Source organism: Chryseobacterium sp. GW821-FHT04C04 (genome assembly GCF_059420365.1).
In genome coordinates this window covers 116488-140036 of record NZ_JBWKTO010000003.1, presented here as the reverse complement: position 1 = coordinate 140036, position 23549 = coordinate 116488, and the positions used below count along the sequence as shown (strand labels likewise).

At 35.7% G+C, this 23549-nt stretch carries 21 protein-coding genes and 4 tRNA genes; 9 read left to right on the top strand and 16 right to left on the bottom strand.

What is annotated here, in order from left to right; genetic code table 11:
- Window positions 1–19 precede the first annotated feature (19 nt).
- Complete coding sequence (locus AC07UM_RS10580; RefSeq protein ID WP_494683536.1) at window positions 20–2278, top strand: T9SS type A sorting domain-containing protein; 2259 nt, start codon at window positions 20–22, stop codon at window positions 2276–2278.
- Between the two features lie 170 nt (window positions 2279–2448).
- Here AC07UM_RS10580 and AC07UM_RS10575 read toward each other — a convergent pair whose 3' ends face one another.
- The 9 genes from AC07UM_RS10575 to AC07UM_RS10535 form a co-directional block, all read right to left on the bottom strand.
- Window positions 2449–3237, bottom strand: coding sequence for a T9SS type A sorting domain-containing protein (locus AC07UM_RS10575; RefSeq protein ID WP_494683537.1), 789 nt, complete (start codon window positions 3235–3237; stop codon window positions 2449–2451).
- A 224-nt stretch (window positions 3238–3461) separates the two neighbouring features.
- A complete protein-coding gene (locus AC07UM_RS10570) occupies window positions 3462–4235 on the bottom strand; it encodes a T9SS type A sorting domain-containing protein (protein ID WP_494683538.1) in 774 nt (257 codons plus the stop codon).
- Window positions 4236–4553: 318 nt separating this feature from the next.
- Window positions 4554–4625, bottom strand: a tRNA-Glu gene (locus AC07UM_RS10565).
- A gap of 66 nt (window positions 4626–4691) precedes the next feature.
- Window positions 4692–4763: transfer RNA gene (locus AC07UM_RS10560), tRNA-Glu, on the bottom strand.
- A gap of 85 nt (window positions 4764–4848) precedes the next feature.
- Window positions 4849–4920 (bottom strand) — tRNA-Glu (locus AC07UM_RS10555).
- 10 nt (window positions 4921–4930) lie between these two features.
- Window positions 4931–5185: a 30S ribosomal protein S20 gene (rpsT, locus tag AC07UM_RS10550; protein WP_103235339.1), complete on the bottom strand. Its 255-nt coding sequence runs from the start codon at window positions 5183–5185 to the stop codon at window positions 4931–4933.
- A 66-nt stretch (window positions 5186–5251) separates the two neighbouring features.
- Window positions 5252–5572 carry a hypothetical protein gene (locus AC07UM_RS10545; RefSeq protein ID WP_109737771.1) on the bottom strand — a complete coding sequence of 107 codons (321 nt, stop codon included), beginning with the start codon at window positions 5570–5572 and terminating at the stop codon, window positions 5252–5254.
- Between the two features lie 326 nt (window positions 5573–5898).
- Window positions 5899–5970, bottom strand: a tRNA-Glu gene (locus AC07UM_RS10540).
- Window positions 5971–6029: 59 nt separating this feature from the next.
- A complete protein-coding gene (locus AC07UM_RS10535) occupies window positions 6030–7316 on the bottom strand; it encodes an N-acetylmuramoyl-L-alanine amidase family protein (RefSeq protein ID WP_494683539.1) in 1287 nt (428 codons plus the stop codon).
- Between the two features lie 53 nt (window positions 7317–7369).
- Here AC07UM_RS10535 and AC07UM_RS10530 point away from each other — a divergent pair, with 53 nt between their 5' ends.
- The 3 genes from AC07UM_RS10530 (at window position 7370) to AC07UM_RS10520 (ending at window position 10934) form a co-directional block, all read left to right on the top strand.
- The gene (locus AC07UM_RS10530) at window positions 7370–9955 is read left to right on the top strand and encodes a putative LPS assembly protein LptD (protein WP_494683540.1); all 2586 of its coding nucleotides are present in this window, start codon (window positions 7370–7372) and stop codon (window positions 9953–9955) included.
- A 143-nt stretch (window positions 9956–10098) separates the two neighbouring features.
- On the top strand, window positions 10099–10479 hold the full coding sequence (locus AC07UM_RS10525) for a RidA family protein (RefSeq protein ID WP_034694591.1): 381 nt from the start codon (window positions 10099–10101) through the stop codon (window positions 10477–10479).
- Window positions 10479–10934, top strand: a complete 456-nt coding sequence (locus AC07UM_RS10520; RefSeq protein ID WP_103232464.1) for a hypothetical protein — start codon at window positions 10479–10481, stop codon at window positions 10932–10934. Before AC07UM_RS10525 ends, AC07UM_RS10520 begins: the two co-directional genes overlap by 1 nt.
- Window positions 10935–11002: 68 nt before the next feature.
- Here AC07UM_RS10520 and AC07UM_RS10515 read toward each other — a convergent pair whose 3' ends face one another.
- On the bottom strand, window positions 11003–12535 hold the full coding sequence (locus AC07UM_RS10515) for a trypsin-like peptidase domain-containing protein (RefSeq protein ID WP_494683541.1): 1533 nt from the start codon (window positions 12533–12535) through the stop codon (window positions 11003–11005).
- Window positions 12536–12876: 341 nt separating this feature from the next.
- Between AC07UM_RS10515 and trhO the strand changes: the two genes are divergently transcribed.
- Together trhO and AC07UM_RS10505 are read left to right on the top strand one after the other, a co-directional pair.
- On the top strand, window positions 12877–14238 hold the full coding sequence (gene trhO / locus AC07UM_RS10510; RefSeq protein ID WP_494683542.1) for an oxygen-dependent tRNA uridine(34) hydroxylase TrhO: 1362 nt from the start codon (window positions 12877–12879) through the stop codon (window positions 14236–14238).
- A gap of 72 nt (window positions 14239–14310) precedes the next feature.
- Window positions 14311–14886, top strand: coding sequence for a 5-formyltetrahydrofolate cyclo-ligase (locus AC07UM_RS10505; protein ID WP_494683543.1), 576 nt, complete (start codon window positions 14311–14313; stop codon window positions 14884–14886).
- Here AC07UM_RS10505 and AC07UM_RS10500 read toward each other — a convergent pair.
- A complete protein-coding gene (locus AC07UM_RS10500; protein ID WP_103232467.1) occupies window positions 14835–15416 on the bottom strand; it encodes a hypothetical protein in 582 nt (193 codons plus the stop codon). The two genes, AC07UM_RS10505 and AC07UM_RS10500, sit on opposite strands and share 52 nt — an antisense overlap.
- Window positions 15400–16581 carry a hypothetical protein gene (locus tag AC07UM_RS10495; protein ID WP_494683544.1) on the bottom strand — a complete coding sequence of 394 codons (1182 nt, stop codon included), beginning with the start codon at window positions 16579–16581 and terminating at the stop codon, window positions 15400–15402. The genes AC07UM_RS10500 and AC07UM_RS10495 overlap by 17 nt, the downstream gene beginning before the upstream one ends.
- Window positions 16582–16764: 183 nt before the next feature.
- Here AC07UM_RS10495 and AC07UM_RS10490 point away from each other — a divergent pair, with 183 nt between their 5' ends.
- The gene (locus AC07UM_RS10490) at window positions 16765–17106 is read left to right on the top strand and encodes a hypothetical protein (RefSeq protein WP_494683545.1); all 342 of its coding nucleotides are present in this window, start codon (window positions 16765–16767) and stop codon (window positions 17104–17106) included.
- Between the two features lie 145 nt (window positions 17107–17251).
- Here AC07UM_RS10490 and AC07UM_RS10485 read toward each other — a convergent pair whose 3' ends face one another.
- The 4 genes from AC07UM_RS10485 to AC07UM_RS10470 form a co-directional block, all read right to left on the bottom strand.
- Window positions 17252–18019, bottom strand: coding sequence for a TrmH family RNA methyltransferase (locus tag AC07UM_RS10485; RefSeq protein ID WP_494683546.1), 768 nt, complete (start codon window positions 18017–18019; stop codon window positions 17252–17254).
- A gap of 20 nt (window positions 18020–18039) precedes the next feature.
- Entirely contained in the window at window positions 18040–18831 is a 792-nt protein-coding gene (locus AC07UM_RS10480; protein ID WP_494683547.1) for a CPBP family glutamic-type intramembrane protease, read from the bottom strand.
- Between the two features lie 91 nt (window positions 18832–18922).
- A complete protein-coding gene (locus AC07UM_RS10475) occupies window positions 18923–19762 on the bottom strand; it encodes a LytTR family transcriptional regulator DNA-binding domain-containing protein (RefSeq protein WP_494683548.1) in 840 nt (279 codons plus the stop codon).
- Between the two features lie 12 nt (window positions 19763–19774).
- Window positions 19775–21280 carry a DNA recombination protein RmuC gene (locus AC07UM_RS10470; RefSeq protein WP_494683549.1) on the bottom strand — a complete coding sequence of 502 codons (1506 nt, stop codon included), beginning with the start codon at window positions 21278–21280 and terminating at the stop codon, window positions 19775–19777.
- 221 nt (window positions 21281–21501) lie between these two features.
- Between AC07UM_RS10470 and AC07UM_RS10465 the strand changes: the two genes are divergently transcribed.
- A complete protein-coding gene (locus tag AC07UM_RS10465) occupies window positions 21502–22176 on the top strand; it encodes a response regulator transcription factor (protein ID WP_494683550.1) in 675 nt (224 codons plus the stop codon).
- 2 nt (window positions 22177–22178) lie between these two features.
- Window positions 22179–23543, top strand: a complete 1365-nt coding sequence (locus tag AC07UM_RS10460) for a sensor histidine kinase (RefSeq protein WP_494683551.1) — start codon at window positions 22179–22181, stop codon at window positions 23541–23543.
- Window positions 23544–23549 lie beyond the last annotated feature (6 nt).

The following is a 23549-nucleotide window of genomic DNA, read 5'->3' as shown; positions in this document are numbered from 1 at the left end:
CTATTTAAATTAAAAAAGAATGAAAAAGTTTTATCTTTTTATGATGTTTTTTCTGTTTGCATGCGTATCAAATGCACAGATAAAAGTTCAAGGTGTACCCCGGAATGATATTGCCGGGATCAGCAAGCTTAATACCACTACGATCAGTTTTTCTGATATCCAGTATTGGGTAGGATCAGGATCCAATCAGGCTGCTTTTGTCGTGCAGTGGAATGATAGTAAAAACCCTGATGCTATGGTTTGGGGATTCAAATGGGATGGAAACGCCACAGGAGAAGACATGCTGAAGGCTATTGCTAAAGCAGATCACAGACTATACACATTACTGTATCAGGGAACTCAATTTGGATCAGCTGTCGGAGGAATAGGTTTTGACCTTAATGGACAGAACATCAATGCACTGGTCAAAAGCGGAAACACCACTTATCCTTTATATCCGGTAAATGGTTTTGTCAATACTACAGCTTATGATTTTGACAGCTATACCATTGTAGATGCTGCCAATGATCACTGGCAGTCAGGCTGGACAGTGAACGGATATTGGGCGTATTGGGTAAAGAATCCGGCAGATGCCGATTTTGGATATTCCAGCTTAGGAGCTTCCTCACGTATATTGGAAAACGGGTCATGGGATGTTTGGAATTTTAATGTAGGGTTTAATGAAACTCCTGTTTCTTCCACCATCACACCGGTTTCGCCATATGTAGCTTCTACCAACTTCACCAATGGATATTTTATGGTGAATGAGGAATGGTATGGTCATACCAACGGATCTGTTAATTTCATTGATAATAATGGCCAGATCAATTACCGTGTGTACAGTAACGCTAACAATAACCAGGCTTTCGGAGCAACTACGCAGTTTGGAACGATCTATGGTGACAAATTTTATTTTGTATCAAAACAGGCTGCTGATGGAGGAGATACTCAATATACTCCCGGAGGAAGACTTGTGGTAGCTAATGCGCAGACAATGCAGAAAATTGCAGGATTCAACAACATCGGAGGCGGTGATGGAAGATCTTTTGTAGGAGTAAACGAGCATAAAGGATATATTGGAACTTCTACAGGAATTGTTCTTTTTAATATAGACAATTTACAGGTTGGTACTTTAATTGCCGGAACAGGCGGAACCGGACAGATCGGAAACATGATTCGTACTTCACAATATGTATTTGCCGTGAAACAAGGAACAGGAATTCTAGTAATCGATCCTAATACAGATACGGTAGTGAGTACAATTGCAGGAGGCTTCTACTCAGTTGCTCAGGCTAAAGATGGAAGTGTATGGGGAATTCAGGATCAAAAGCTGATCAGCATTAATCCTACTACTTTCGCAACACAAATTTACAATATTCCTACAACGAAGTACATTGGTGACTGGGGAGCATGGAATGCAGGTAAATTTTCAGCAAGTAACAAAGAAAATGCTTTATACTGGATCAACTCATTGAGCAGCTGGAGTTCAGGAACACAAATTGTGAGATTCGATGTTACCACTAAAACATTTAACGAAAATTTTGCTGCCATTCCCGGACAGACAGGACAATTTAAGCAGATCCCTTACGGTGCAGCTCTTCGTGTAAACCCTATTACAGGAGAACTTGTTCTGAATACAACAGAAAGCGGATATGGTGCACACTATCAGAAAAACTGGATTCATACCTATGATATGACAGGAGCTCTTATCAATACCAAAATTTTGAATGATTATTATTGGTTCCCTTCATTGGCGGTATTTACTAATAACTCAGCTCCTGTTGTAAGTAATACTTTACCTTCACAGGTTACGGCTGGAACTACCACAGCGATTGATCTTAAATCAATAGTTTCTGACGCTGATAATATGGTCGTATCAGTAGTGAAATCTATCAAATCAAACAGCAATCCTACGGCAGTTTCTGTTGCTATTAATAATAATGACGAGCTGGTTATTACGCCGCTTACTTCAGGAACATCTGATATTGTGATCAGCTTCAACTCGAATGGTAAGTTGGTAGAGAAAACAATTACAGTAAACAGTACAGCTTCAACATTAGCTACGGCTGAGGTGAAGAAACTTGAGTTCGGGATTTACCCTAATCCGGTTACTGATATCCTTACGATTAAAACACAGGAGAAAATTCAGAGTGTTTCTATTTATGATGCTTCTGGTAGAGCTGTTAATGTACAGTTGAACAACGGACAGATCAATGTAAGCACACTTCCAAAAGGTATTTATATTCTGAAAGCCGTGACAGATAAAGCTGTTTATCAGCAAAAACTGATTAAAAACTAATACGAGTTTAGATAGCAATCTTGTTACTATAACCCTGACCAAAACTGGTCAGGGTTTTTTATAATACATATGTGAAATTTTTAAATTATTAACAACTGTCATGAATTAAGCTTATAAAAAACCCGGCAAGCTTGAAAAGCTTGCCGGGTTCGATTTGTTATGGATCTTTTTTATTTGATGATCACCTTTTTAGAATACGACTTACCTTCTTTTGTGGTAAGGTTCATAATATATACTCCTTGTGGCTGTTTCGTTTCAAACGTGTTTGATGTCAGCTTAGAACGGAATACTTCTTTTCCTGAAGTATTGGTTAAAGAAACCTCCGAACCTTCTGCAGAAACATTTTTGTCAAGAGTAAACAATCCGTTTTGGCTGTGAGCCATGAAATTGATGAATGGATCTTTGTACTGATAAGAATAGTACACTCTAAGCTCACCACCAATATTCAATAACCCTGAATTCACGTTTATTTTAACACGGTCAAAAGGAATATTCATTGTAAGTTCGATTTCACCTTTGCTTGGATCTGTGTCTCCAAGTTTGATTAAGGTGCCGCTAAGATTTTGGTAATCATTATTGGAAACATTTCCGTTAAATGTTTCAATAGATACGCCTCCCAATACCTGAGCAGATAGAGGAGTTCCATTTGAGCCAATTCCAATAACAAGTTTGTTGGTGTTGTTATTGATATTAGAAGTAGGGAAGATCAAGGTCTGTTCTGTTCTCGCCAGAAGCCCTACTGAAACCTGTATCGTAGAGTAGTCAGTTTCGTTACTTCCTACTGCATTTTGAGGGTTCAATACACCACAGCCCAAGCATACTCCCAATACCTGATTAGTTTGGCTGCTTGCATATGTTTTTACAATCTGTGCAAAAGACATCGTGCTTGTTAAAAATAGAAATGATGCCAGAACAGCAGCTTTCATAGTGTGTTGGCTAAGTAATAAATAAGTTTTCATATATGGAAAATTTTGGGTTTTAGCTTTTTGTAAATTTATAAATAAAATGATTATGTTGCTTATTTTATTTCATATTTATGTGATTTGTTAATAATTTGTTGATATTTATGATTATGAATTTATTTTTTATTTAATGAAAAATATTTTGTATTTCTCTGAAAACGAATGCAAAAAAATACGGCAGACTTGGATAAGTCTACCGTATTAATTGATCTATTATTTAATTATTTTATGATAATCTTTTTGGAATAAGTTTTTCCTTCTTTGGTTTTTACGTTCATAATATAAACCCCTTCTGGCTGTTTAGATTCAAATGTATTGGATTTTACTACAGAACGGAACACTTCTTTCCCGGAAGTATTGAACAATGTAATTTCAGAATCTTCCACAGGAACATTTCCACCAAGGGTTACCTGTCCGTTTTGGCTGTGGGCCATAATATTTGCCAATGGATCCTGGTAAGCATAATAAATTCTGAATCCGCCACCAAGGCTTAATACACCTCCGGTTAAGCCAACTCTAATTCCATCATAAGGTTTAGTTGGCTTGAATTCTACCGTACCTCTGTTAGGTGTTGCTCCCAGTTTAAGAAGACTTACATCAACGGTTCTGCGGTCATCATTGGAAGTTCCCCCGTTCATGGTCTCAAGAGTTACTCCACTTAATAATTGTACAGATAAAGGGATGTTGTCTGTTCCGATTCCTACAACGAGTCTGGTGTCCGATCTTAAATCGGGAAAAGTCAGGGTTTGCTGGATTCCTCCTAATAAAGCTGTGCCCAATACCATTGTTGAATAGTCATCTTCGTTACTGCCGATTGCATTCTGAGGATTGTCTACACGACAGCCAAGACATGCTACCCCAAATACACCAGAACTTTGAGCGTGTGCATAAATTCTGTTCTGCGCAAAAGATAATGTGCTGGCAGAAAATAAAAATAAAGCCGTTAATCCAGCTTTAAAAGAGAATTGGTTTCCCAAAAGTAAATTAATTTTCATGTTATTTTTTTTTAGAATGAATAGTTTTATTCAAATTTAGGCATTAATGTGAAAAGTAGAAAATAATATTTCTATTATTGGTGATATTTTAATGAGAATTAATATGACTTCTCAATTAGGAGTAAAAATAACAGATGGTCCTTGACTGATGGGAGAGCTTTAGGTGAAGGGAAATAGTATTGCTTTGATCTAGCTGTAGTGTGGCTGGGAAAACCAATATAGTGATGACCTAAAGATGTAGATCTTTTGAATAGAGCTTACTGTAATACAGTCTTACTATATAGAAACAAAAAAAAGACTTTCGAAAAAGTCTTTTTGTAGCCCGTAGGGGAATCGAACCCCTCTTACCAGAATGAAAATCTGAGGTCCTAACCGATAGACGAACGGGCCCTCTATCTTCCGTTACCGAAATAACGTGTTAGCTTTTGTTTTTATAAGTATCAACTCTTAATCTTGTAGCCCGTAGGGGAATCGAACCCCTCTTACCAGAATGAAAATCTGAGGTCCTAACCGATAGACGAACGGGCCGGTTAGATTTTTGTTGTAAAGAATAGCTTTTCTACTTTGTGTTTAAAAAACCACTGATGTTATACAGTGGTTTTTTAAATTGAAGTAGCCCGTAGGGGAATCGAACCCCTCTTACCAGAATGAAAATCTGAGGTCCTAACCGATAGACGAACGGGCCAGCTATACTTTTACGCTAATTTATTAACGTGCTTTGTTAATTTACTCTTCAAGTTAGCCGCCTTGTTTTTGTGGATAATATTTTTCTTAGCTAATTTATCCAGTAAAGCGATAACTTTTGGTAGTTGCTCTGTAGCAACAGCTTTGTTTTCTTCACCTCTTAAGGCTTTCAATGCTGTTCTAGCAGTCTTGTGATAATATCTGTTACGAAGTCTTTTAGTTTCGTTTTGTCTGATTCTTTTTAACGCTGATTTATGATTTGCCATATCGTTTAAATGTGAGTGCAAAACTATAAACTTTTTTTTAAACTACCAAATTTATTTTGAAAATTTTTAATTTTCTTCTGATAGGTATTTTCTAAGCTTATTTATTGCTTGTTCTATTTTTAAATTTTCTTGTTCTTTCTCTATTTTTTTGATCGTATTTCCTAGCATGATCAGTGCATTATTCCATTCTCCAGTGGTATTGGTGAAAGTAAGTCCGTCAATTGTTACTTCAAAAGCAATCCTTTCTCCAGTCCTGTAAAGCCTGAAACTGATTTTATCATCTTTGCCTGTAATCCCGCCTTCATTGATTTGTAAATCATAACTTTTTGGGTTAGAGTGGATTTTCTTAAAAAGCAATTTCGCTTCTTGTATTTTTAAATCCGGCATGATATAAAATTTGGTAGCCTGTAGAAAACTACAGACAATGATTTATCAATATTTTTTTTCATCAGTGCGACCATATTTGTGTGACCAATTATGGTTGAAATTTTTGCAAATATAACACTTTTGTAATATATAAAGTAAATAGAAGGGTATTTTCATTATCCAGAATAGTAATCCTCAGATTGTCAATATGCTATAGCTGCATACGTTTGATTGTTTTATCAGATTGTCCAAAAACAATCCTATTTAAAATGATTTTGAAAGGGAAGAATAGCAGAAAATAGCCAATAAAAAACCTTTAACTGCATCAGTTAAAGGTTTGTAATTTGTAGCCTATAGGGGAATCGAACCCCTGTTGCAAGAATGAAAATCTTGAGTCCTGACCACTAGACGAATAGGCCAAATTTTGAGGTTGCAAAAATAACAATTAACTTTTTAACCTCAAAATTTCTTTTTAAAATTATTTATAAACTTTTTGGATCACGGTGTTTTTTACGCCTTTAGCCTCAAGATCTTTTTGAAGTTTTACGGCATCTTCCAGGGTATATACTTTTCCATAGGTGTAATAAAAGACTCCATTATCTTTCTCCCTTTCTACATCTTTCAAGTTCTGAAGGATATAAGAATTACCATTCAACTTATCACCGGCATAGACTTCTATCGTATAATATCCCATGCTGATCCTCTGGTTCGGCATGAATCCTACCGCAAAAGAGTTTCTGAAACCTGCGTCTTTAGCGGTTTTAAGATTGATGTCTTTTACAGAAGCCATATTGGTTACAGCATAGTAATACTTGTATTGACCATTTTCTTTAAGAGTAAGAATATAATTCAGTCCTTTCAGGGCAGGATCATTTTCGTTGTATTTTGTAGGAGAGCTCATCAATAGAATTCTGAAATCATTTTTCAAAGGTGCTTCAGCTGGTTTTTCAGGCTCAGGCTTTTTAACCGTAAGAGACCCCCCTGATTTTCTATCAATAGCTTTCTTATAATCTATAATGGCATTATAAATACTTTCTGCAATCTCAGTCTGTCCTTTGTCTGAAGCAATATAATGACTTTCTTCAGGATGGTTGATGAAACCTGTTTCGATAAGTACAGATGGCATGGCATTCATACGCAGAACGTGAAGGTTCTTCTGGAAAACCCCTCTTGAAGATCTTTTGTCTTTGTTCACAAAATTATCTTCTACTAATCCTCCCAAAAGAAGACTTGATTCCAGATATTTATTCTGCTGAAGTTTTAAGGCAATTAATGACTCCGGAGAATCAGCATTATAAGATCCGAATGTCTGCCTGTCTTTTTCATCCAGGAAGATTACGTCATTTTCTCTTTTGGCAACCTCAAGGTTCTCATTGTTCTGGTTAGGCCCCTGTACATAGGTTTCTGTACCATAGGCTGTAGGTCTTTGAGAAGAATTACAGTGAATGGATATAAAAAGATCTGCTTTACTTCTGTTAGCCAGATTGGTTCTGTCGGATAGAGAAGGGTACTCGTCGATTTTACGGGTGTATATTACTTTGAAGTCTCTGTTTTTTTCTAACATGGCTCCTACTTTTAATGTAATAGCAAGTGTAATATCTTTTTCTGCGACTCTTCCGATGTCGGAATAAGACCTGTTGGCCCCATGATCACTTCCTCCGTGTCCCGCATCCAGAACGATAGTAAACTTCTTCTGAGAGAAAATAAAGTTGCTGGTAAGGAGAAGGAGAAATGATAAAATTATTTTAAAATTTTGTTTGTGCATCTTACAGTTATAAAAATTATATTAATTTTGGGCCTTAATCATATCTAATAAAATTGGCCAAAACCGTCCTCAAAAATATATTACAAATTTTAATTATCCTAATTTTTAACAATTTTTTAGCACAGAAAACTCCTGAAAAATTGCCTAAAAATGCGGTTAATGATACTATTTCCAAAAAGGATACCATAGTTGTAAAAAAAGAATCTCTTGATGATATTCTTCGTACAAAAGCTGACGATCAGAGGAGAGACATCCCTAAAAAGATGACTTTCCTGAACAAAAATGCGCAGGTAAAGTACCAGGATATGCAGATTGATGCAGATTATATTTCTATTGATGATAATAAAAGTTTGATCTACGCGAGAGGAAAGCAAGACTCTTTAGGAAAAATCATCGAACCTGTAATTACCACACAGGCCGGGAAAAAATACGAGACCAACGAATTCAGCTATAATACAAAAACCAAACAAGCCATCGCTTTCAATGCAAGAACAGAAGAAAGTGAAGGGGTGATTATCGCTCAGAAGACCAAAAAATATAACGATTCTGTATTCGCGATGAGAAAAGCGGATTATACCACGGATGATTATTTCATTAAGAAAAAAGATACCGCTGCGGATTATTTTATGAGAGCTTATAATATTAAGCTGATAAAAACCAAAAATAAATCGCAGATCGTTACAGGGCCTATTCAAATGTTTATAGAGCAGGTTCCGACGCCTCTTTATCTTCCGTTTGCTATTTTGCCGTTTTCAGATAAAAGGGCTGCAGGGATCCTGATCCCAAGTTTCGGGGAAAGAGAAGATGTAGGATTTTTCCTTAACGGGATAGGGTATTATCAGCCGATTGGAGAGCATTTTGATCTTAAAGTACTGGCTGATATTTATACAAAAGGAAGCTGGAATATACGTCCTCAGATAAATTATCAGAAAAAATACCGATACTCCGGAAACTTTACGGCAGATATTGGTACGATGGTGAGAGGAATCAAAGGTTTGGATGATTATACCAAAAACAGTACCTATAGAATCAACTGGACGCACTCTCAGGATTCTAAAGCGAATCCGTTTCTTACCTTCAGTGCTTCCGTAGATATTGTGAGTACAAAGTTTTATAACAATCCGCTTAACAACAACTATATTTTCAACCAGAATGTATTGAATACCCAGCAGAACTCTACGGTAACCCTTACCAAAAGATTTCTGAAACTTCCGGCAACGATTACAGGTACGGCTTCCTATTCTCAAAACTTTGCAACAGGACTGGCGGATCTTCGTCTTCCACAGATGAATGTAGCCATCAACCAGTTTTATCTATTCAAATCAAGAACGGGTATAAGAACAGGACTTCTTGAAAATATTACGGTGAATACCGGTTTTAACCTTACCAATTTTGTAAATACTCAGGAAAATGAGTTGTTTAAAAAAGAAATGTGGGATAAAATGCAGACAGGGCTTAAAAATAACATCGCACTGGCAACCAATACAACTTTAGCAAAGTATTTCACGTTCAGTTTAAGTGCCAATATCGACAATGCTTTGACAACGAAAACGCTTAACAGATATTATGATCCAATAAAGAATGTAACCGTTGATGAGATCAATAAAAACCTTACCGGATATTCTACTTTCTCTACTTCAGCCAGTCTTCAGACAACGCTTTATGGAATGTTGAAATTCAAAAAAGGATCCGCAGTGGAAGCGGTGAGACACATGATGACTCCAAGTATTGGGTTCACGTATGCACCGGATTTCTCAAGTCCTAACTTCGGATACTATAAAAACTATTATAACGCAACCGGAGCTTTGACTCCTTATTCTATTTTCGAAAAAGGAATCATCGGAAGTCCGTCAAGTGGAATGGTAGGAGCTTTAGGTTTCAATATCGGTAACAATATCGAGATGAAAGTAAAGTCTAAGAGCGATTCTACGGGAGTGAAAAAAATCAAGATCTTTGAATCTTTAAACCTTGCTGGAAGCTACAACTTTGCTGCTAAAGATCACCCTTGGTCTGTATTTTCAATCAACGGACAATCTTCATTCTTCAATAACAAACTTACTGTAAATACCAGTCTTTCATTGGAGCCGTATAGGATAGATTATTCTTCGGGGCAGGATACAGGAATCAGAACAGAGCAGTTCGGACATTTCAGTGTACAGGGATTCAATGTTCAGTTATCGTATCCTTTGAGCAGCGAGATTTTTGGAGAGAAGACCGATTATGCTAAAAAATATTCTTCAAAAGGAGAGGTCCGAAATGAAAATTATTATTTTGATGATGATCATTACGCCCACTTTGATCAGGCATGGACTTTAAATATCAGTGCGAACTATGCTTACTCAAAAGGATTGAGCAGGTTTGCCAATAAAATTGCATCCATTGGGCTGGATGGTAGTATCAAGCTGACTCCTTACTGGAATATCAACGGAAGTACACATTATGACATGGTGACTAAAGAATTGGCGTATACAAGAATTGGCTTTTCAAGAGATCAGCGAAGTTTTACGATCAATTTTAACTGGGTTCCTTTCGGTCAGTACAAAGTATATGACTTCTTTATTGGTATAAAAGCCAATATCTTAAGTGATGCATTGAAGTACAAAGACAGAAGCTTTACCCAGCCGAATGCACCTTTCTAATATCAGATTGGCATTTGTGAATATAAATTTTATATTTGCAACCAAAATAAATTCTAATGAAATCACTGTTGGCGAAATTCTCATACCAACGAATACAGCAGATAGTGATTGTATATGACCTTAGAAAAAAATAAATATCCGCTATGAAACAAATAATCAACACAGTTAATGCTCCTGCAGCGATCGGGCCTTATTCACAAGCTAATATGGCAAACGGAGTTTTATATATCTCCGGACAGATCCCTGTAGATCCTGCAACTGGTAAATTGGTAGAAGGAATTGAAAAAGAAACGCACCAGGTAATGAAAAACCTTGAAGCTATTCTTACGGAAGCCGGAATGACTTTCAAAAACGTTGTAAAAGCTACGATCTTCCTTAAGAGTATGGATGATTTTGCTGTAATGAATGATATCTATGCATCTTATTTAGATTCTGAAAGCTATCCTGCACGTGAAACAGTACAGGTTTCTTGTCTGCCTAAAAATGTGGATATCGAAATTTCTATGATTGCACATCAGGATTAATGAATTTTTTTAGAAATACAATTGCGGTTTTGTTGGGTCTTGGTATAGCAGGGCTTATTATTACTCTTGGAATAAGAGCTTTTCCGCAATGGATTACTTTTGATGCTTTTGCTCCGTTTGAGCATTGGCAGAGGTTTCTTTTCAGTATGAAAGATGATAAGGCATTTTTCGGTTTCCTGTTGTTTATTTCCGGATTGGGAACAACCATTGGTGGGGTAGCAACAGCCATTATCGTTAAATACGCTAAAGTAGCCTATGCTATTCTGATCGGCTTTATTATGCTCTTTATTGCGATGTTGGATGTCATTATATTTCCTTATCATCCTACATTTTATAAGATCTCTATTTTCCTTACGTTCTTTCCGTTTTCCTGGATCGGAGGTAAAATTGTAGAAATTATTTATGAGCGGAACAAGAAGAAAAGAATCGCTGAAAAAATGAATAAACCTAAATAAAATATAAAAAAAACGCTGCAGATCTGCAGCGTTTTTTGTTGATATGAAAAACTAACTTTGTTTTTTGATTAAGGCATTTTAAATCCTTTTGTATAGATTCTTCCGTAGTCATCCACAAACTTCACCTGTACATTTCCTTGGTATTTATCCAGGATCTTTTCTACATCTTTCTGTGAATTGACAGGTTTACCATTGACTTCGATGATGATGTAGTTGTCTACGATTCCGATTTTAGCCATTTCGCTGCCTTCAGATACGCTTTTAGCGACTACACCACTATTCAGTCCGTATTCTGTTTTGAAACGTTCTGTAAGAGGGTCAAATTCAGCTCCGATTTTTTCAGTTACCGTAAGGTCTGCTTTCGTCTTCGTGGAAGTTCCTCCTTTCTGATCTCTAAGAGTAACGCTGGTTGTATTTACTTTACCATCTCTGGTGTACGTTAGTTGTACTTTATCACCTGGACGTTTGCTTCCGATAGACATAGACAGATCAGCAAAATCTGTGATGTCATAGCTGTCTATTTTAGTGATGATATCTCCTTTTTTCAGACCTGCATCTTCAGCTCCACTTTTCTCACCAAATCCTGTAACATATACTCCGGATCCTATTTTAAGATTAGTCTTGAACTGTTTATTATAGGAATTCACCAATTGATCATTCGAAAGATCTAAAGATTGAACCCCTAAGAATCCTCTCTGTACAATTCCGAATTTTTTGATATCCTCAATAATTTTTCTCGCTAAGTTAGAAGGAATTGCGAATCCATATCCCTGATAATATCCTGTTGTAGATTGGATTGCAGAGTTGATTCCGATCAATTCTCCATTGGTGTTGACAAGAGCTCCTCCAGAGTTACCCGGGTTGATTGCAGCATCTGTTTGGATAAAGCTTTCAATAGGGTTCGTTGCTTTTCCCTGCCCCCCAAGAATACCAATACCTCTTCCTTTAGCAGAAACGATACCTGCTGTTACAGTAGAATTCAACCCAAGTGGATTTCCTACGGCAAGTACCCATTGTCCAACATCGATATTATCTGAATTCGCAAAATTTAAATAAGGAAGACCTTTTTCTTCAATTTTTAATAGGGAAATGTCTGTATTAGGGTCTGTTCCTACCAAAGTAGCGATGTATGATTTCTTATTGCTCAATACAACTTCCAGCTTATTTGCACCTGCAACTACGTGGTTGTTGGAAATAATGTAACCGTCTGGAGAGATGATGACACCAGAACCCATTCCCGATGGCATATTGTCAGGAGCCTGCTGCGGTTTCTGTCTCTGCTGCCCTTTTCCTCCGCCGAAAGGATCTCCGAAGAAAAAGTCGAACAGATCCTGTTCTGAAGCTCTGCTTGTGGTTCTGCTTTGGTAATTTTTAATGGTAACTACAGCTGGAACGGTTGTTTTGGCTGCTTTTACAAAGTCATCACCTACTGCTCCCGTGTTCATTCCTGCAAACGAGGTGTTTGGTGCTGATGTTGTGAAATAAGATTGATCTCCATTGTTGGAGGTGTGTCCAAAATATTGTAGGGCTCCAACGGTAGTAGCTCCGGAAATTACTCCTACTACTGCAAAAGGTAATAGTTTTTTTAAAGTACTCTTCATTGTATATCTTTCTTGTTTATTAATTAATTTTTCTTTTTATGTTTTTGAGTAAACAAATTTAATGTTAAATAAGTAAGCAATTAGTATGCTATGTTTCAATTTTAACTAAAATTTAACGGCTATTATATCATTTTATGCCTTATGTCATAATTGTTAATGTCATAGTTAACAAAACTTAAAAAAAAATTAAAGAAAATATGGCAGTCTCATGATATAAAGTAATCTGTTTTTTCACTGCTGGCAGGTCATTACTTATTGTTTGTGATTAGTGTCATAAAGATACTTAATTCAAAAATTATTATCTTTGCAAAAATTTTATTCTCACTTAAAACGTTTATAGCATGCAACTGTATAACACCTTAAGCGCAGAAGAAAGAGCTCAACTTATTGATGAAGCCGGTAAAGACCGTCTTACTTTGTCTTTCTATGCGTATGCCAAAATTGAAGATCCCAAAAAATTTCGCGACGAATTATTTATAGCCTGGAACGTACTGGATGCGCTTGGCCGTATTTATGTTGCTCATGAAGGAATTAATGCTCAGATGAGTGTTCCTGCGGATCAGTTTGAGGCATTTCGTAATACGCTGGAAGCTTATGACTTCATGAAAGGAATCCGTTTGAATGTAGCGGTAGATCAAGACAATTATTCTTTTTTAAAACTAACGATAAAGGTCAGAAATAAAATTGTTGCTGACGGATTGAATGACGAAACTTTTGATGTTACCAATAAAGGAATACACTTAAAAGCACAGGAATTCAATAATTTATTGGAAGATCCGAATACGATTGTTGTCGATTTCAGAAATCACTACGAAAGTGAAGTAGGACACTTTGAAGGAGCTATTACTCCGGATGTGGAGAATTTCAGAGAAAGTTTACCGATTATCAACGAGCAATTACAGGACTTTAAAGAAGATAAAAACCTGTTGATGTATTGCACGGGAGGAATTCGTTGTGAAAAAGCCAGCGCTTACTTCAAACATAAGGGCTTTAAAAATGTTTATCAATTGGAAGGCGGAATTATTGAATATACGCGCCAGATAAAAGAAGAAGGAATAGAGAGCAAGTTTATAGGTAAAAACTTTGTATTTGACCACCGTTTAGGAGAACGAATTACTGACGATATTATTTCACAATGCCACCAGTGTGGAAAACCTTGTGATAACCATACCAACTGTGCGAATGATGCCTGTCATCTTTTATTTATCCAGTGTGATGAATGCAAGGCTGCAATGGAGAACTGTTGTTCTACAGAATGTTTAGAAACAATACATTTGCCTTGGGAAGAACAGGTAGCATTAAGAAAAGGACTGCAGGTTGGAAATAAAGTGTTCAGAAAAGGAAAATCCGATGCGCTGAAATTCAAAAATTCAGGAGATTTATCAGACAAACCTTTAGCAAAAGCTGAAACGAAAAATATCCGCCAAAAGATAGCGGTTAAAAAAGAATTGATTGGTAGGGCAGAACATTATTTCTCAAAATCAAAAATTGCACAGTTTTTAATTGAAAATAAAGATTTGTCAGTTGGTGATAAAGTATTAATTTCAGGTCCTACAACAGGAGAACAGGAAATTACAATTACTGAAATCTACGCCAATGGAGGTCCTTGTGAAACCGCAAAAATAGGAGATCAGGTTACTTTCGAACTTCCATTCAGAGTTCGTTTATCTGATAAATTGTATAGAATTTTGCAAAACGCATAATTCATCATAAGTGATAAAGCTTCAAAAAGCTTATCCGGTAAGAATTATTTCAGTTACAATAACTTAATAATCATGCTAAAAGCCGAACTTAGAAAAAAATATATACAAAAAAGAAAAGCCTTGTCTACAGATGAGGCTTTCTTGTTATCTGAAAATATTTTTGAGAATTTTATTCATTATTTCAAGCCTAAAGAATCGGAAAAAGTACATGTTTTTATCCCGATTGCGGCTAGAAAAGAAATTGATACCCAAATCTTCATTCAATATTTTATAACAAATAATATACGTGTTTACGTTCCTAAAATTGTAGGTGATCAGTTGATTAGTATCGAAATTTTTGAAGACACTGTTTTTGAAATCAATAGCTGGGGGATTTCAGAACCTGTTTCCAATGAGGATTCCGGTGAGGTGGATTTTAAGTATGTTATTACCCCTTTGTTGTATTGTGATGGAAAAGGAAATCGGGTAGGGTATGGGAAAGGCTTTTATGACGGATTGTTCCAAAGCATCTCGATGGATACAAAAAAAATCGGAGTCAATTACTTTGACCCCGATGAGTATGTGGATGATGTCTGGGAAAATGATATTCCACTGGACTATTTGGTGACTCCTACAGAAGTGCTGTCTTTCTTAAGCGGTTTGGAATAAAAATCTAAAAAGTAGAATTTAAATTCTTTTTTAAGCTTTGAAGTAGACAACAGTATATATTGTGCATTCTTTTCAAAGCTTCCTAAAGACTTGTTTTTATTGTCAAAATATTCCACATTGAACTTGGCATAGTCCAATGTATCTTTTTTGTAAAACTCTTTATAAACATTAAGGTTACTCACTTTTGCTGTTTTTGCTTTCATACTATCCAGCTCTTTCAACAGTTTTTTAAAGGTTAAAGAATCAGGTTTGTGGAAATAGCTTTCCATCTGTGAGTAAATAACAGTATCTATTTCTGTATTTCTGTTTCCGGTAAGATACAGAGTAGAAAGATCAAGAAGTTCCTGAACTTTCTGTTTTGTGATGGAATTGATCGCTTGCATGCTGTCCATCTGTACAGCAGGATAGCTTTTTTCGTTGTTGCTGTTTCGTAGTTTATCGAGGTCGCTTACCTCTGAGGTTTTATTATTACAGGCAATGAATAAAGTCAGAAGCACGGTGAAAATTAAAAAATTATTTATTCTTTTCATCTGTGGTAGCAATTTTAAATTTGATGGATACAATTTTTCCTTTCGTATCCTTTTTCATTTCTATTACATTCAGGTTTTTCAGTGAGGTCGTTGGAGTGGTTACCAGAGTGATATATTTCTGTTTGTCCAGTCTTTCTATCCCATAGGTATCATTGTCATATACCTGATAGATCACAGCATTGCTGCTGATAAGATTTTCCAACTGATTTCTTTTTTGTTTAATAAGAGCAAACTGTTCATCTGGATTTCCTCCTTTTATATCTTTTATAGAGAAATAATAGACTGCCATTTTATAATCATCCGGCTTTAGCTCTATTTTTTCTTCTTCAGGCGCGTTTTCAAGGCTTCTGTTCACCTCCAGAGGTTCATAGAAAGGTGCACTGATGCGCATTTTCAAATTCTTATCCTTGGTAGAATAATAAAAACAATCACCCGGCTTTATTTTATACATCAAAGGTGATTCATTTTCTTTTACCACCATTATTTCTAAAGTGTTGATTACAGAAACTCCTCTGTCCTTATCAATGAAACAATATTTATATGTTTTTGAAAAAAGAACATCTTTAAATCCTAAAAGACCTGTAATGGTAATCAAGACCGAAGTAACCAGTGCCCAGGCATTCTTTTTAAAGAAACTTTTCTTGGATGGAACGGATGAAATTTCAACGTTATTTGTTGTTGTAGTGTTTTGTGTAACTTTTTGATTTTCAGTATTTGTTTTTTGTAAATCAGTATTTTCAGCGGTGTTTATTTCAATTTTTTTAGGTTGAACTTCGTTTTTTGGAAGCTCCGGAGCTGCTGAAACTATTTTTTCAAGTTCATCGATTTCTTCCTCCTCCAGATTCTCATTTTCCTGTAACAGTTCACCCGCAAAAAGATGCGTTTTTTTGAACTCATACCAAGAGTCATAACCCGCATAGATACTCAATAAATTAAGCATGTCTATCCTCGGTAATTTAGTGACTGGAGAATTTTTGAAATAGGTGTAAAATGACTTTTCACTGATGTTACCTTTTGCTTTTTTGCGCAGGTCTTCCTGAAAATATATTATATCTATACCCTTCCACTTGGAAATATCATCCTGTGAAGGGGTATACTCTTTTAAGTATTGACCCTGAACATCCCTTTTTAGCTGCTCAAAGTGTAAAAGATCTAAATCTGTCAATTTTTCAAAAAATAATTAAATTGTTGATTATCAGTTGTTTTTATTTGTAAAACTATTTTACAAAGGTATTACAATTATTTTTCATAAACAAACTTTCCAACTGCTCTACCTTTGTCTTGTTCAAATAACAGAACAGAATAAAATTTTATAAAACAATATTAACAAAATTAAATTTAATTTATTATGAAAAAGTCATTATTCGTAGCTGCTATCGCTGCAATCTCTCTAGTTGCTTGTAAAAAAACTGAAGCTACTTCTACTGAAGGAACAACTGATTCTGCTGCTGCTAACGTAGCTGATTCTGCTGCTGTAGTTTCTGATTCTGCTGCTAAAGTTGTTGATTCTGCTGCAACTACTGCTGTAGAAGCTACTAAAGATGCTGCTGCTGCTACAACTGCTGCTGGTGCTGAAGTTGCTAAAGATGCTGCTAAAGGAGCTGGAGAAGCTGCTAAAGGAGCTGCTGATGCTGCTAAAGGTGCTGCTACTGCTGCTAAAGATGCTGCAAAAGACGCTGCTAAGAAATAATTCTAAGCAAACGCTTAACAATAAAAGAACCGTTTCACCCAGTGAAACGGTTTTTTTATGCTTAGTCATTGCGAGCCGAAAGCGAAGCAATCTCATTGAGAACAAAGTTTAATAGAGAATCATATAAATAATACTCAATCCGTATTTATCCCTTCTTCTGTTTTAAAGATTCATAGCAGGTAATGGCCACAGCATTACTCAGATTTAAAGAATCAATACTTCCAGCCATAGGAATTAATGTGTTTTTTCCTTTTCCAATCCAGAAATCACTGAGCCCCGAATGCTCTGTACCGAATAATACAGCAGAACGCTGTTTGAAATCTCTCTTATAAAGGTCTTCAGCGCTTTCATCCATAAGCGTAGTATAGATATTGAAACTATTCTTTTGCAGAAACGCTAAGGTTTCTTCATTTTCAGCCTGGTATACTTCCATCCCGAAAAGACAGCCTACACTCGATCTGATCACATTGGGATTGTAGAAATCGGTTTTCCCGTCAGCAACAATCAGTGCATCTACGCCAAATGCTTCACAGCTTCTTAAAATAGCACCAAGATTTCCCGGTTTTTCTACTCCTTCAACAATAATTACGGTAGAATTTTCTTTAGGTACAAATGAAGAAAGAGGAGTGTCTTTTGCAGTATAAATCCCGATAATCCCTTCTGAACTTCCTCTGTAAGCTATTTTTTCGTATACTTTTTCACTTACATAATGAATTTTCCCTCCGGGAAGACTTCCTTTAAAGATATTTTCACAGATAAAGAACTCCAGCGGTTGAAAATCATACTGCATTGCTCTTTCATTCTCTTGCTGGCCCTCTACTACAAAAACATTTGATTTCTTACGAAACCTGTTGTCAGTAAGGAGCTTAGTGACATTTTTTATTTTATCGTTTTGAAAACTTTCTATCAACATTCCGCAAAATTATGCAAAATTTATGATTGAAGTTCTCTGGTTTTGATAAAAAGACTTTTGCAGGTTATCTCAAATGAGATTTTATTTTTTCTTTTAAAATAGATAACAACCGCTATTATCACGATAATGGAAAGTATTTTATAGAGATTTCCATAGAGGTTTCCTGAAACATTTTCCGATACATGGAAGATTTCCCAGTACAGATTCATATAGAAATGAAGGAAAATTGCTGTCCATAAGTTATATTCCGATTCAAAATACACCCAGGCAAAGAATAATGATCCCAGAAATGTAATAGCAAATATTTCGGCAAGCTCTGTTATATCCTGACTTTGGTATACATGTACCTGTGCAAACAGTAAAGAACCCAATAAAGCGGAAGATAGAAAACCAAGTCTGGTAAACCGGTATAGTATTCCGATAAGAAAAGCTCTGAAGATGACTTCTTCAAAAAAAGGTGAGGAAACCGTATTGATAAACAAAGATTCAAAGTTGATGATACTGATAAGTCTAAAATGAATCAGATATCCAATAAGCATGGGAAGGGTTCCGATAAGAGCGAGGAAAAATCCTTTGATTATAGACTTATTTAAAGAAAATAAATCGGGAATATTTCTTTTGGGTAATAACATTTTTGAAGTGATCACCAATGGAATTAGAGTCACCGAATAAGCAATAACATGCGCTATGGCTTTACTCTGAAAGAGATTTTTGGAGAAGGTCTGGATACTTTTGAAATACAAAAGGTCGAAAAAATAGTAGGTAGTAAAACCCACAATGAAAATTGAAAAGAAGCGGATGTTTTTACTCATGACATTTAATTTTTGAGCAAAAATGTGGCTTTAAATCAATGCTTTCAAATTAATGTGATGAATAGCAAGGAATAGTGACGAATGACAAAAATTATGAATTCTGTTGCTGCAGTTGAGGGATAATTGCCGGAATAAAACTTCTTGAAACCGGGATTTCGAAATCGATCTCCGGAAGGATTAATTTATATCCCTGAGCGTTTCCTTTAAGGTTCTTTATCCTTCCAAGATTGACAATATAAGAACGATGGCATTTTTTGATGGAACCTGTTTCGATTTGTTGTAAAGCGTAGGATAAACTGATTCTGACCAACATCTTTTTTACACGATTATTCTCTAAAAAGTAAAATGTACAATAGTTTTCCATGGATTGGGCACACAGAAAATCATTCTCTTTGATGGTAAGCTCAGTATTTTGTGTTGATATTTTCACTAGACTTTGTTGCTGATCAGGAAAAGAAACAGCTAGATGCTGAGAAATATCTTTAGCCATATTTTCATGAACGTTTTTCAAATAAATATACCGTGATAAAATATAAATGACCGATATCGGAATGCCGACAGCCAGAGAATAAAGAAGCATATAGAAGTAATTCCCTAGGTCAAGTTCTACATGGCTTAAAAATAATGAATTGTAAAAGTAGGATAGTACAGATCCCAGAAATAAAATGACAATTATTTTTACCAATTCTGATCCAATATTCCAGTGGGTGAACCTTGAAGTTATAAGATTGGCAATAAAAAAAGAAGTGCCAAAAATAAGACAATACGGAAAAAGTAATATCAACTTATAAGGATGATGAAAGTTTTCCGTACCGAAGGGTTGAAAAATAATCAGAAACAAATACACAGAAATTCCGGCTCCCAGAGAAGAAACAAGAATTTCTTTGAAGGATTCGGATGCTGGATAAGGATATGAGGCAAAAGAAAACATAAAATCCGGGATTTAGTTTTCCGATGGTTCAATAAGATTACTGTTGTCAATAAGACTTTGAGGCAGATCTTTTTTATTTTTAATTCCTAATGATTTCAGTTTTTGAGTCTGGATGACAAGATTATCATTTCCGGTATGAAGCTGTTTATAGGCATCATTAAATACATTCTTCGCCTGGTCAAGATTTCGCCCAACTTTCTCCAGATTTTCCACAAAACCTACAAATTTATCATACAATTTGGCACCACGTTCTGCAATTTCCATGGAGTTTCTGTTTTGGTACTCACGTTTCCAAAGATCAGCGATTAGCTTGAGGGAAGTGATCAGGTTACTTGGGTTAAGCAATAAGATTCTTCTTTCATAGGCATAATTCCAAAGGTTTTGGTCTGCCTGCATGGCTGCAATATAAGCGGGCTCACTGGGAATAAACATCATAACGAAATCCAATGATTTTCCATAATCGTCATAGGCTTTTTGACTCAATTGTGTGATGTGGTTTTTGATAGACCCAAGGTGTTGGTTTACTTTTATGGCGTACACATCTGCATCGGTTTCGTCTACTAATTCTGTGAAAGCGGTAAGAGAAACTTTAGAATCAATGATGACATTTCTTTCATCCGGATATTTTATCACAGCATCCGGACGCATTTTTTTTCCTGAAAATTCAGAGAATAAAGCATTATTATCTTCGTCACGTAATTCATGTTCCAGGAAGTATTCTCTTCCTTTTACCAGCCCTGATTTTTCCAGAATACTTTCAAGAATCATTTCACCCCAGTTGCCCTGAGTTTTGCTTTCCCCTTTCAGAGCGCGGGTCAGTTTTTTGGCATCCTCAGAAATCTGTTGGTTCAATTCAGCCAGTTCTTTCACTTTTTCAGCAAGAGAGAAACGTTCTTTATTTTCTTTTTCGTAGGCTTCGTTGACTTTATTTTTTAAGTCAGCAATTTTCTCCTGAAAAGGCTCCAGGATGTTTTTTAAGTTATTTTGATTTAAAGTGGTAAACTTTTCTGTTTTTTCCTCTAAAATCTTATTCGCCAGATTTTCAAACTGTAGCTTAGACTCCTCCTGGATTTTTACAATTTCATCTTTTTGAGTATCCAGCGATTTTTGGAGACCTTCATTTTTTGCTGAAAGCTCAGAGTTTTTAGCAAAAATAGACTGCTTTTCAAGAATGTGGGTTTCTATCTGGGAAGCCTGTTTTTGATTGAGCTGTTTCAATTCCTGAAACTGAATATTGAGCGAAGAATGTTCTGCAGAAATTTTAGAAAACTCATTTTTCAGATCATCCAACAGGTCCTGCTGTAGGATATTTAAATCTTTTTCTTTGCTGATATTCTGATTAAGTTCCTGAATTTTCAGCGTTGAATTTTCAAGATCAGATTGAGTTTTAATAGATAGGGTATTTAATGAATCATAAGAACTTCTTGAAACCATTGATGATTTCAGTGCAAAATACAATATCACTGCTCCCAGTATACCACCGGCAACAAACCCAATAATTAAATATATCATCTCCATCTTCCAAAATTATGAAAAAAGGCCGGAAGAATGAAGAAGGATGTTGGAAGTTACTTATGCGCAGGTAAGAACAGACTATTTTCTTAAAATTAATGTCTATGTTTTTTAAGGTGAATAAAATGGGAACAATTGTTTTATAAAATTCTATTACCCCTCTCTTCCAGCCTCCAGCTTCCTTTCTTAATTAGATTACCTATATTTATGGGAAATTTCAGAGACTTATGAATATTTTGTTGGTAGAAGATGATCAAAGAATCAGCAATTTCCTGATAAAAGGCCTTTCTGAGGCTGGATACAATCTTACCCTTGCAGATTCCGGAGAAAAAGCACGTGAGCTTCTTCATACCTATGATTTTGATCTTATTTTAATGGATATCATGCTTCCCGGATTGGATGGGATGCAGCTTACCCAGATCATACGATTTAAAGGAAATTATACTCCGATTCTGGTTTTAAGTGCTCTGAACAGTCCGGATGACAAAATAAAAATGCTGGACATGGGAGCTGATGATTATTTATCAAAACCTTTTCATTTTGAAGAACTGATTTCAAGGATTAAAGCTTTAACAAGAAGAAATAAATTAAGTTATCAGAAAGAAGATCAGTACTTGTCTTGCGGCAATATCACCATTGATACAGATCTTCATAAAGTAACACAAAACGATAAGGAAATTGAATTTTCCCCCACAGAATACAAACTTTTTACTTTCCTTATGGAGAATAAAAATAAGGTACTGAGCAGGACCCAGATTTTACACAAAGTATGGGGAATAGATTTTGATAACACTACGAATGTAGTAGATGTTTATATTTCCTATGTCCGTAATAAGATTGACGAAACAGAACAGAAAATTATTCATACGGTGAAAGGAACCGGATATTTAATTAAAGACTGAAAATGACTCTCAGAAGCAGGTTTACCCTTATTTCAAGCCTTTCATTCGGCATCGTTTCTATCATCACATCTGCGGTGATATTTTTTGCCTATTATGACAGTACCAAGATTTTTTATTTTGAAAAGCTGCGGAATACAGCGCTTATTTCTGCCATTTATTACCTTGATAAAGATGAGCTCCCAAAAGACCGGCATGCTCAGATCAAAAAAGAATACAATCACCTGATTCAAAATAACAGGGTAGCTGTCTACAACCAGAATAATGAAGTTACTTTTGGACAAAATCTTCATGATCAGAATATAAAGCTTTCTCACCTGCAGGCGGTAAGGAATAATAAAGGCATGCAGTTTATGTCGGATCATCAGTTCTATTATGGAATTTTCTATCCGGATAACCAGGGAGATTTTGTGGTTTTTGTAAAATCCCCGAATGATTCATTTCAGTCACAGATTTTAAGACTGGCTATTATCATGCTTTCCGTATTGGTCATTGGACTGCTGGCGATCTATTTTCTAAGCAGATATCTTTCTAAGGTAGTTTATAAACCTATTTCCAATGTTGTAGAACGCATCAATAAAGTGGAATATAATAATATTTCCACTGCAATTATTACTTCTACCAATACCCATGATGAAATTGAAGATCTTATAAAATCTTATAATAAACTGTTGGGCAGAATTTCTGAAAATGTACTCTTACAGCAGAACTTTATCAATTATGTTTCTCATGAATTTAAAACTCCATTGGCTGCAATCTCCGGAAATCTGGAAGTTTTCGCTCAAAAAGACAGGACTCCGGAAGAGTATAGGGAAGTAGCGAAAGAATCATTAGAGAATGTTTATGAGATTGAAAATATTCTCAATAATCTTTTGCTGATGTCCGGAATGACCAAACTTGAATCTTCCCATAAACAAATGAGAGTGGATGAGCTGATCTGGAAAATTTATGAGAAATTGGAACCTAAAGCAAAAGAAAACAATTCATCTATTAAAATACAGCTCCAGGTGACAAAACCTGCTTTGCTGGAATTCCCTGGTAACGAAACACTGCTTTACCTTGCTATATATAATATTGTTGAAAATGCGATTAAATATTCTTACGATAAACCTGTATTGATTACTTTGTCTGAAAAAGAAAATCAACTATGTATTGAAGTTCGGGACGAAGGACGAGGAATTCCTACAGAAGATCTTGCTAAAATATCCGAAACCTTCTACAGGGGAAAAAATGTAGATACGGTGAAAGGAAGCGGAATTGGTTTGTCTCTTTCAAAAAGTATCTTCGATCATCATCATATTGTAATGAAGATTGATTCTGTTGTGAATGCGGGAACTACTGTCCTTCTTCAATTTCCGGTTCATTCATAATTATGT

What these genes read in the sequence shown, in the direction of transcription:
- AC07UM_RS10580 (WP_494683536.1), top strand. Translation starts at nt 20, where the DNA reads ATGAAAAAGTTTTATCTTTTTATGATGTTTTTTCTGTTTGCATGCGTA.
- AC07UM_RS10575 (WP_494683537.1), bottom strand. Translation starts at nt 3,237, where the DNA reads ATGAAAACTTATTTATTACTTAGCCAACACACTATGAAAGCTGCTGTT.
- AC07UM_RS10570 (WP_494683538.1), bottom strand. Translation starts at nt 4,235, where the DNA reads ATGAAAATTAATTTACTTTTGGGAAACCAATTCTCTTTTAAAGCTGGA.
- rpsT (WP_103235339.1), bottom strand. Translation starts at nt 5,185, where the DNA reads ATGGCAAATCATAAATCAGCGTTAAAAAGAATCAGACAAAACGAAACT.
- AC07UM_RS10545 (WP_109737771.1), bottom strand. Translation starts at nt 5,572, where the DNA reads ATGCCGGATTTAAAAATACAAGAAGCGAAATTGCTTTTTAAGAAAATC.
- AC07UM_RS10535 (WP_494683539.1), bottom strand. Translation starts at nt 7,316, where the DNA reads ATGCACAAACAAAATTTTAAAATAATTTTATCATTTCTCCTTCTCCTT.
- AC07UM_RS10525 (WP_034694591.1), top strand. Translation starts at nt 10,099, where the DNA reads ATGAAACAAATAATCAACACAGTTAATGCTCCTGCAGCGATCGGGCCT.
- AC07UM_RS10520 (WP_103232464.1), top strand. Translation starts at nt 10,479, where the DNA reads ATGAATTTTTTTAGAAATACAATTGCGGTTTTGTTGGGTCTTGGTATA.
- AC07UM_RS10515 (WP_494683541.1), bottom strand. Translation starts at nt 12,535, where the DNA reads ATGAAGAGTACTTTAAAAAAACTATTACCTTTTGCAGTAGTAGGAGTA.
- trhO (WP_494683542.1), top strand. Translation starts at nt 12,877, where the DNA reads ATGCAACTGTATAACACCTTAAGCGCAGAAGAAAGAGCTCAACTTATT.
- AC07UM_RS10505 (WP_494683543.1), top strand. Translation starts at nt 14,311, where the DNA reads ATGCTAAAAGCCGAACTTAGAAAAAAATATATACAAAAAAGAAAAGCC.
- AC07UM_RS10500 (WP_103232467.1), bottom strand. Translation starts at nt 15,416, where the DNA reads ATGAAAAGAATAAATAATTTTTTAATTTTCACCGTGCTTCTGACTTTA.
- AC07UM_RS10490 (WP_494683545.1), top strand. Translation starts at nt 16,765, where the DNA reads ATGAAAAAGTCATTATTCGTAGCTGCTATCGCTGCAATCTCTCTAGTT.
- AC07UM_RS10485 (WP_494683546.1), bottom strand. Translation starts at nt 18,019, where the DNA reads ATGTTGATAGAAAGTTTTCAAAACGATAAAATAAAAAATGTCACTAAG.
- AC07UM_RS10480 (WP_494683547.1), bottom strand. Translation starts at nt 18,831, where the DNA reads ATGAGTAAAAACATCCGCTTCTTTTCAATTTTCATTGTGGGTTTTACT.
- AC07UM_RS10475 (WP_494683548.1), bottom strand. Translation starts at nt 19,762, where the DNA reads ATGTTTTCTTTTGCCTCATATCCTTATCCAGCATCCGAATCCTTCAAA.
- AC07UM_RS10470 (WP_494683549.1), bottom strand. Translation starts at nt 21,280, where the DNA reads ATGGAGATGATATATTTAATTATTGGGTTTGTTGCCGGTGGTATACTG.
- AC07UM_RS10465 (WP_494683550.1), top strand. Translation starts at nt 21,502, where the DNA reads ATGAATATTTTGTTGGTAGAAGATGATCAAAGAATCAGCAATTTCCTG.
- AC07UM_RS10460 (WP_494683551.1), top strand. Translation starts at nt 22,179, where the DNA reads ATGACTCTCAGAAGCAGGTTTACCCTTATTTCAAGCCTTTCATTCGGC.